Consider the following 8,670-nt stretch of genomic DNA (forward strand, 5'->3'; position numbering starts at 1 on the left):
GTTGCGGCGATTATGCTTGATAAAGAAGATGATCATAATCAGTAAAGTTACAAACAAAAATGGAAGCTTCATTATCAGGAGAGAAATTTTTTGCAGCTTTTCTTACTGCAACTAGAACGTCATGTGCTGTTGCATTAAAAGCACCAAAATAAGTACCATCAGGTAGTTTCAAAGTTTTTCCCTGCTGTGAAATATGACGGTACAGTTTTAATTCGAGCATTATTTCATGAAATCTTTCATAGTCATCATATTCTGCACCATATAGTTCAACCCTTACTAAGAAGTTATTCATAGCTATTCTCTTATTTTGACTGTGGAATAGCCAATCTATCAATTTTTCTTGACTGTGGAAAGGAAGAAACCCGCGCCGCCTGAGCGGGTTAACAAAGCAGGCATATAATCAGATAACAGGTCGCTAAGCGGCCTTTTTATTTTGAGGAAATAGCACGATGATAGAAGTATTTAAGGCGCTAGCACATTGGCATGACTCTGATGAAAGGATTAGGGAATTAGAAGCAGAAAACGCGAAACTTAGGGAGAAACTCGAAGCTGAGCAAGCTTGGTTAGATGTTAAATGTGAGCGAGCAAAAGAAATGGTTGTGGCTTATGCAAAATTACAAGCTGATAAAACCGGAGATTCAACTTATTTAGATGATGTTCTTGCTGAATTAAATATTCCAGCTATCGAATTGGAACGAACATATGGCTGGATTAAAGGAACTGTCTAATAAGCTGACGCAAATAAAGAAGCAAATCCCATTTGCCACAGCACAAGCATTAACAAAAGTTGCCCGGCAGATTGAACAAGCTGAGAAAAAAGCAATTGAGCGCAAGCTGGATAATCCCACTCCTTTTACTGTTAAGTCAGTGGGTTCTATTGGCGCGAGCAAGAGCAATCTGAAAGCCAAAGTCTTTGTGCGTGATATTGCAGCAAGTTATTTGACTCCGTTTGAAGTCGGCGGGGTACATAAACTTAATAGCAGCGCGTTATTAAATCCGAAGAATATTAAGCTAAACAAGTATGGCAACTTACCCCGTAATAAACTCCAGCAACTGAAAGCCAGGCCGGATGTATTTATCGGAGAAGTAACAACCAGCGAACATAATAGTGTCAATGGCGTATGGCAACGTAAGAAAGGCAGGAAGGGTAAGAAGAGCAAAAAGCGGTTAAAGCGCTCCCCGAATGGCACTCGCAGAGAGAGGAAAAAGCAGCGTCCACCGAAATTGTTAATCCGGTTCGGTGATGCATTGCCTGTTACCCCGATTCTCGGTTATCAAGAACGCGCAAGAAAGATGGCTGATGCTTTAATGCCCCAAGCTATGAGTCAGGCGCTAGATGAAGCTATTAAAACAGCTAAGTGATAGAATAACTAACTGATACTTAGCAATGAATGAGCTACCACAGCTAGATAAATGATAATGATTCTCATCTAGATTAAATGGGTCCTTCTCGGGGACATTTAAATCATGGGACATTGTGCGCCCCGATGTTTCACTAGTTATAAGTCTTTGAAATTTAGGTAACATTGACAAATGAATCAGTCAGAATTTGCAAAATTGCATGGTGTCAGCCGCAAGACAGTAACCCAGTGGAAAGCGCGGGGCTGGCTGGTTCTTGATGGTGATGACATCGATGTGGACGCATCAAACGCGAATATCGAACGCTATCGAAAATCTGTTACCCGGCCCGATAATAAAGTCACAGGTAACAAACAGGGTAACAAGTCAGGTAACAGATCCGAGGGTAACAAATCTGACAGCGGACGCACTGAGTCACCGACAAAAATTGTTGAGCGGATGATCGCTGAAAAGGGCGCAACGATGACATTCGACGAAGCCCGGACGTTAAAAGAAAACTTTCTCGCGTTGCTCACTCAATTAGAGTACGAAATTAAGTCCGGTCAGGTGTTGCCGTATAAAGACATGATTGAAGCTGTTGGACAAGAGTACTCAAGAATGCGTACTCGCTTAATCGCTATTGCCCCTGAGCATGGTCCTCGTCTACGTGTCTTGGCCTCCACCACTAATGACACGGAGTTTGTTCAAGCGTTACAGGAGGTGGTTTACGAGGCGATGGAGGAGTTAAGCCTTGATGATAATAAACAACGAGGAGAAAGTTAACACATCTGCTTGGCAAAATTTCACGCAAGAATTATATAAGCGCCGCCCTGATATCCGTCCTCCCGAGCCACTTTCGCTAAGTGAATGGGCCAATAAGTATGCTGTACTGTCAAAAGAAACCAGTGCGCAAACGGGTAGATTCCGATCTTTTGCTTATCAAGACGGCATCATGGATGCTATCACAGACCCGACTGTTACCTATGTGTCTGTTATGAAATCGGCTCGTGTCGGCTATACAAAAATTCTCGATCACGTAGTGGGTTATTATCTGGTGCATGACCCGTCTCCGATTCTTGTTGTTCAACCCCGCGTTGAAGATGCGGAAGACTACAGTAAAACCGAGATTGCCCCAATGCTGCGTGATACCCCAGTGTTGGCTGAAATCTCTGGTGACCCCAAAGCCAAAAACAGTAATCAGACCATTCTGAAAAAGACGTTTTTGAATGGTGCCAATCTGACACTGGTAGGGGCTAACAGCCCAGGCGGGTTTCGTCGTATCACTTGCCGGATCATCTTGTTTGATGAAGTGGATGGGTATCCGTCTGGCGGTGCTGGGGTTGAAGGTGATCAGATTGCGTTGGGTACAAAACGTTCTGAAACGTTCTGGAACCGAAAGATTGTGTTGGGTTCAACTCCTACGGTGAAAGGTACTAGCCGCATTGAAAAGTCGTTCGGCGATAGTGACCAGCGTTATTACTATGTCCCATGCCCTCACTGCGGCGAATATCAAATATTAGAGTGGGGCGGTCCCGATACGCCATATGGGATCAAGTGGGACAAGGACGAAAACGGCAATGGTTTGCCGGACACGGCTTACTATGTTTGTCGTCATAACGGTTGCATGATCCATCACAACGAAAAACCCGGCATTGTGAAGCGCGGAGAGTGGCGAGCGACAAAGCCATTTAAAGGCCATGCCGGTTTTCATATTTGGGCGGGTTACAGCTTATTCCCAAATGCCGCGTGGAAATATCTGGTCGCTGAATGGCTGAGGGTGAAAAATGACCCCTTGATGCGCCAGACATTTATTAACCTTGTGCTGGGTGAACCTTATGAAGACCGCGGAGAGAAAGCATTGAGTGAAAGAAAACTGCTTGAACGTTGTGAAGTCTTTGCCGCTGAGGTCCCGGATGGCGTGGCTGTTTTGACGGCGGGTATTGATACGCAAGATGACAGATTCGAAATTGAAATTGTCGGGTGGGGCCGCAATGAGGAAAGTTGGTCAATTGCTTATGATGTGATTGAAGGTGATCTTGAAACTGATGAACCGTGGAAGCGATTAGATGCTTATTTGAAGCAAGTTTGGCGGCGTGCTGACGGGCGCGGCTTTACTATCATGGCGGCTTGTATGGACTCCGGCGGTCACCACACTCAGAAAGTCTATGAGTTTTCGAAAGCCAGAATTGGTCGCCGGATATGGGCCATCAAAGGAGAATCGGCACGCGGTGGTAAACGCTCCCCAGTCTGGCCGACTAAAAAACCCACTTCCCGAACTAAGTCGAGTTTCAAGCCCATTATTCTTGGTGTTAATGCGGCAAAAGATACTATTCGTGGGCGTTTGCATCTTGATCCTCCGCTACCCGGCGAGGCGGCGGCAAGTTATATGCACTTTCCAGCCGACAGAGACCTGAATTATTTCAGTCAATTGTTGGCTGAACGTTCGGTGCTCAAAGAGTCGGGCGGGCAAAGGTTCCGCGTCTGGGAACAATTGCCGGGCCGCGCTAACGAGGCGCTTGACTGCCGTGTATATGCGTACGCTGCTTTATGTGGACTCCTGCACATGGGACTAAAACTGAATGCATTAGTGACAAGCATTACGACAAATCCGGGCCGATTGTTACCCCCTCCGGTTGAACCAGAGGAAAAAATCAGTTTGCAATATCCCGGCGTTATCATTCAAGAGCCTGAAAAGCCGAAACGAAAAAGCTTGTCTCAACTTTTGCCGTCCTAAATTTCCAAAGGATCACTATGTTTAACTCCAAAACTAGCTTGCTGGCTGGCGCAATGACGCGCGAGCAATTGCAAGACGCATTGATGAAAGCACAGCAAGCCTACATTGATTTGGCATCCGGGCAACGCGGCGTTTCGTTTTCATACACACAGGGAGACGGCACCCGCTCAGTGTCATATCAACAAAGTTCACTAGCGGATTTGATGGCGCTGATTCAATTACTACAGGCGCAACTCGGTATCGTAGCAAGGCCGCGAAAGCCGGTAAGGTTTAGGTTCTGATGAATACAGTAAGAATTTTAGGTCGGGACGGACAGCCTTTACCACCATCACGCCCGAAAATGTCTATGTTAGTCGGCGGTAGTCGTGTGCCTTATGACGCAGCGGATACATTCAGCGATCAGTTGGCGAACTGGCAGCCGGCATTATGGTCGCCGGATAATGAAATCAATATTTATCGTGACCGCATTGTTTCGCGTGTTCGTGACCTGGCAAGAAATGATGGTTGGGCTAGTGGTGCGATAACTAGGGTTCTTGATAATGCCATCGGTGCTAATTTCCGGCCCATTATTAAGCCAGATTATAGAATGTTGGCACTGATGACCGGCAATCAAAAGTTTGATGCAACATGGGCTGATGAGTACGGGAAAGTTGTCGAGGCGCATTGGCGTTCTTGGGCCAATGATCCGGGGCGTTATTGTGACGTAGAGCGCAAGCAAACAGTTTCACAAATGTTGCGTCTGGCGTTTAGACATAAGCTATTAGATGGCGATGCGTTGGCCGTTTTACAGTATCGAACTGACAGATTAGGTCCCGGACGTGGGCGGTATGCTACGACAATTCAGATTGTAGACCCGGACCGATTGAGTAATCCCCAACAAAATTTCGACATGCCGCATATTCGCGGCGGCGTTGAAATAGACGATGACGGCGCACCTACGTTTTACCATATCCGGGAAGCTCACATTGGTGACTGGTGGAGTGGCGCAAAAACAATGACGTGGGAGCGTGTGCCACGTGAAACGCCGTGGGGGCGTCCGCATGTGGTTCATGATTTTGATCACGAGCGCGGTGCTCAACACCGGGGTAATGGCATCTTAACGCCAGTTGTTCAGCGCCTGAAAATGCTGATTAAGTATGACCAGTCAGAACTTGAGGCCGCTATTCTAAATGCGATATTCGGCGCTTATATTGAATCCCCGTATGATCCGGCTCTTGTTGAAGCGGCTTTGGGTGAAAGTGAGGATGAGAATTTAGGCGCATATCAACAGGGACGCGTCGAGTTTCACAATGACCGCCGTTTGTCATTACAAAACGGGGCACGACTCCCGATTCTGTACCCCGGCGAGCAAATCAATACAGTGAACGCAGCGAGACCTCATAGTAATTTTGAAGGTTTTGAAAGTGCGGCACTACGCAATATCGCGGCGGCAACAGGGCTGTCTACTCAGCAAGTGACGCAAGACTGGTCTGATGTGAACTACAGTTCGGCACGTTCAGCTATGTTAGAGGCGTGGAAAACATTAACCCGGCGTCGCGCTGATTTCTCAATCGGTTTTGCTCAACCCATCTTGACTGCCTTTATTGAAGAAATTCACGATATAGAAGATTTACCTTTGCCAACTGGCGCACCTGATTTCCTAGAGGCGCGAGCCGCTTACTGTAGGGCGCAATGGATGGGGCCGGGCCGAGGCTGGGTAGATCCTGTGGCAGAGAAGAAGGGCGCAATCTTGGGTATGGATGCCGGTTTATCTACGTTAGAAATGGAAGCCGCAGAAAACGCCGGTGAAGACTGGGAAGAGATGCTCGATCAGCGTAAGCGTGAACTTGATGCGTTTAAAGAACGGGGCTTGACTCCTCCGTCATGGGCGCAACTGGATGTTCCCGCTGATAAAACTATTCAAGATCCGAAGGTGGAGTAATGAATTTACCACATTTGGCCCAACGGCTATTTAACACTCCGCTAGCATTGCACCCGCGTAAAGCTGAGGTCGTGATGGCTGCATTAACAGATAGATTCGGTATTACACGGATTAACGCAATGTCGGATTGGGACGATGACGGTAGCTTTTCGCGTCCTAAAAACGATGCAGGTTATGACGTTGTGGAAGGGATAGCCGTTATTCCGATTCAAGGAACATTAGTCCAAAAACTTGGCTCTTTACGTCCCTACAGTGGCATGACCGGGTATGACGGTATCAGGCAATCCTTTCTTACCGCACTGTACGATCCCGAAGTAGCAGGAATTTGTTTGGATATCGATTCACCAGGTGGTGAAGTCGCTGGCTGTTTTGACTTGGTGGACGAGATTTATTCAGCGAGGGGAACAAAGCCCATTCATGCAATTTTGGCAGAAAGTGCTTACTCCGCTGCTTATGCATTAGCTAGCGCCGCCGACAAAATCTATGTACCGCGTACCGGTGGAGTCGGTTCAATCGGGGTAATTGTCATTCACTGCGACTGGTCACAGCGCATTAAAGAGGACGGGTTACAAGTGACAATAATCACTTACGGGGACCGCAAAGCAGAAAGTAACCCTTACGTTCCGCTAACTGAACAGGCCCGCACTGCGATTCAAGATGACGTAGACGCGATGGGAAAACTGTTCGTGAGTACTGTTGCCCGCAATCGTGGCATTTCTGAAAAAACTATTCGTGGCACTCAAGCGGCATGTTTTTTAGCCGCCGAAGGTGTCAGTCTGGGATTGGCAGACGAGGTTATCACTCCCGATTCTGCATTCCGAAAATTACTTAGAGAATCAGGAGCTTAATACATGTCTAAGTTGAGTTTCGCCCATTTGTTGGGTATCAAAAAATCAGCATCAGAAGATGATGATGACAAAGAAAAAGGCAAAAAAGCGAAATCGCGTCGAGCAGAAGAAGAGGACCGCGACGAAGAGGATGCCGAAGATGATGAGGACGATACCAAGGCTGATGAGGATGAAGATGATACTGACGCCGAGGAAGATGACGACCAAGATGATGATAAAGATAAATCGTCTAAAAAAGGGAAAAAGGCCAAATCCCGTCGCGCTGATGATGACGATGATGATGCAGATGCCGAAGAGAATGACGATAAAGAAGAGGGTCGCCGCGCCGAACGGAAGCGTTGTGCTGCTATTTTCGGCAGTAAACACGCTGCTGGCAGACCGGACATGGCCGCGCATTTAGCGTTCAATACTCGCATGTCAGCACGTGAAGCTATCGGTACATTAGCATTAACGGGATCAGCATCAACCCTGCGTCGCGCTTCGTTAGATGAGCGCATGCAACAGGCACAGCAAGTGAGGTTAGGGCCCGATGCCCGACAACCCGCTAGCGGCTCTGTTGAAGCACTGGTTGCCAATGCAACCAGCCTCTATAACTCAGTGAAAGGTAAAAAATAATGGAACAAATCGGACAAAACCCATTTGCCCCCGGCATGACATCGACAATGTTCGTTCCAGATCAGTTAGTCTCCGGTCCTTTGCAACTAGTGACTGACACAGTGACGATTGCAAAAGTGGGATTATTGAAACGGGGAACAGTTTTAGGGCTTATCACTGAATTAAAAGAGTATGCTTTGAGTGTTAAAACCGCTAAAGACGGTAGAGAGAAACCCATTGCTATTCTTGCTGATGATGTTGATACAACAACAGAATCAAAGACTTGCGGTGTTTATCTGCTGGGTGAGTTTAACCAACACAGACTCATTTTTGACGCAAGCTGGACACTTGAAGATCTGAAAACTGCATTACGTCCTTCGGCTATTTTCATACGCGATAGTATTCAGGCTCCGATAGCCTAATCTCATTACCCCATTATTGCATTTAATGCCACCACCCGGCAGGGATGCGCTCGTTTTTAAATTCAGTCTGGTGGCCTCGGCTGCCAGCTATTGCATATAGAGAAATTGCATGAGTAATAATATTAGCATTTACGATACTAACGTATTAGTGCAAGTCGTCCCGAATCTAATGACCAGCCAAAATTTTCTATTAGATCGATTTTTTCCCAATGTAATAACGGAGGATACAGAGAAGGTATCAATTGATGTAGATGTAGGTAAACGCAGGATGGCACCGTTTGTCTCTCCACTTGTAGAGGGAAAAGTAGTAGAAAGCCGTCAATACCAGACCAACACTTTTAAACCGGCGTATATAAAAGATAAGAGGGCACCTGATTTTCGCAAACCCATTCGTCGTCAAATTGGGGAACGTATCGGTGGCGAGTACACAGCAGCAGAACGCGAAATGCTGAATCTGCAATTCGAAATGGCCGATCAAATCGACATCTTGAACCGTCGTCTGGAGTGGATGGCTGCAAATGCGTTAGTAAAATCACAAATCACGGTTGTTGGTGAGGGTTTCCCGGCAACAGTAATTGATTTTGGCCGTTCATCTAACCTGACGATTACCTTAAGCGGTTCGGATAAGTGGCCGCTTAAGGTTGCAGCAGGAGTAACAAACACGCAGCCGTCTGATGATATTGAATCATGGCAGACATTAATTCTGAAAGAATCGGGTTCGGTACCAACGGATTTAGTCTTTACACCTTCTTCATGGAAAGCATTCCGTCTGGATACGTCTATCAAGGATACCGCGATAACTTTCCCATCGTT

At 46.8% G+C, this 8,670-nt stretch carries 11 protein-coding genes; 10 read left to right on the forward strand and 1 reads right to left on the reverse strand.

From position 1 onward, the window contains the following. Positions 1 to 10: 10 nt before the first annotated feature. Entirely contained in the window at positions 11 to 292 is a 282-nt protein-coding gene (locus C6H66_RS24060; protein ID WP_105396964.1) for a hypothetical protein, read from the reverse strand. Positions 293 to 449: 157 nt separating this feature from the next. Between C6H66_RS24060 and C6H66_RS24065 the strand changes: the two genes are divergently transcribed. From C6H66_RS24065 to C6H66_RS24115, 10 genes are all read left to right on the forward strand, one after another. Beyond that, positions 450 to 728 carry a hypothetical protein gene (locus C6H66_RS24065; RefSeq protein ID WP_105396965.1) on the forward strand — a complete coding sequence of 93 codons (279 nt, stop codon included), beginning with the start codon at positions 450 to 452 and terminating at the stop codon, positions 726 to 728. Then, the gene (locus C6H66_RS24070) at positions 703 to 1,362 is read left to right on the forward strand and encodes a hypothetical protein (RefSeq protein ID WP_105396966.1); all 660 of its coding nucleotides are present in this window, start codon (positions 703 to 705) and stop codon (positions 1,360 to 1,362) included. The genes C6H66_RS24065 and C6H66_RS24070 overlap by 26 nt, the downstream gene beginning before the upstream one ends. Positions 1,363 to 1,533: 171 nt before the next feature. Then, on the forward strand, positions 1,534 to 2,121 hold the full coding sequence (locus C6H66_RS24075; protein ID WP_105396967.1) for an RNA polymerase subunit sigma-70: 588 nt from the start codon (positions 1,534 to 1,536) through the stop codon (positions 2,119 to 2,121). Further along, positions 2,093 to 4,072, forward strand: a complete 1,980-nt coding sequence (locus C6H66_RS24080; RefSeq protein ID WP_105396968.1) for a phage terminase large subunit family protein — start codon at positions 2,093 to 2,095, stop codon at positions 4,070 to 4,072. The genes C6H66_RS24075 and C6H66_RS24080 overlap by 29 nt, the downstream gene beginning before the upstream one ends. 17 nt (positions 4,073 to 4,089) lie before the next feature. Continuing rightward, positions 4,090 to 4,353, forward strand: a complete 264-nt coding sequence (gene gpW, locus C6H66_RS24085) for a gpW family head-tail joining protein (protein ID WP_105396969.1) — start codon at positions 4,090 to 4,092, stop codon at positions 4,351 to 4,353. Beyond that, positions 4,353 to 5,993: a phage portal protein gene (locus C6H66_RS24090; RefSeq protein ID WP_105396970.1), complete on the forward strand. Its 1,641-nt coding sequence runs from the start codon at positions 4,353 to 4,355 to the stop codon at positions 5,991 to 5,993. The genes gpW and C6H66_RS24090 overlap by 1 nt, the downstream gene beginning before the upstream one ends. Next, positions 5,993 to 6,841 (forward strand): S49 family peptidase, encoded by an 849-nt coding sequence (locus C6H66_RS24095; RefSeq protein WP_105396971.1) that lies wholly within the window; start codon positions 5,993 to 5,995, stop codon positions 6,839 to 6,841. The genes C6H66_RS24090 and C6H66_RS24095 overlap by 1 nt, the downstream gene beginning before the upstream one ends. Before the next feature lie 3 nt (positions 6,842 to 6,844). Then, on the forward strand, positions 6,845 to 7,456 hold the full coding sequence (locus tag C6H66_RS26225) for a hypothetical protein (RefSeq protein WP_181150296.1): 612 nt from the start codon (positions 6,845 to 6,847) through the stop codon (positions 7,454 to 7,456). Next, entirely contained in the window at positions 7,456 to 7,857 is a 402-nt protein-coding gene (locus C6H66_RS24110; RefSeq protein WP_105396973.1) for a head decoration protein, read from the forward strand. Before C6H66_RS26225 ends, C6H66_RS24110 begins: the two co-directional genes overlap by 1 nt. A 109-nt stretch (positions 7,858 to 7,966) precedes the next feature. After that, on the forward strand, positions 7,967 to 8,670 hold a 704-nt coding region (locus C6H66_RS24115; protein ID WP_105396974.1), incomplete at its 3' end, for a major capsid protein.

This window comes from Photorhabdus hindustanensis (assembly GCF_002968995.1).
Taxonomy (GTDB): domain Bacteria; phylum Pseudomonadota; class Gammaproteobacteria; order Enterobacterales; family Enterobacteriaceae; genus Photorhabdus; species Photorhabdus akhurstii.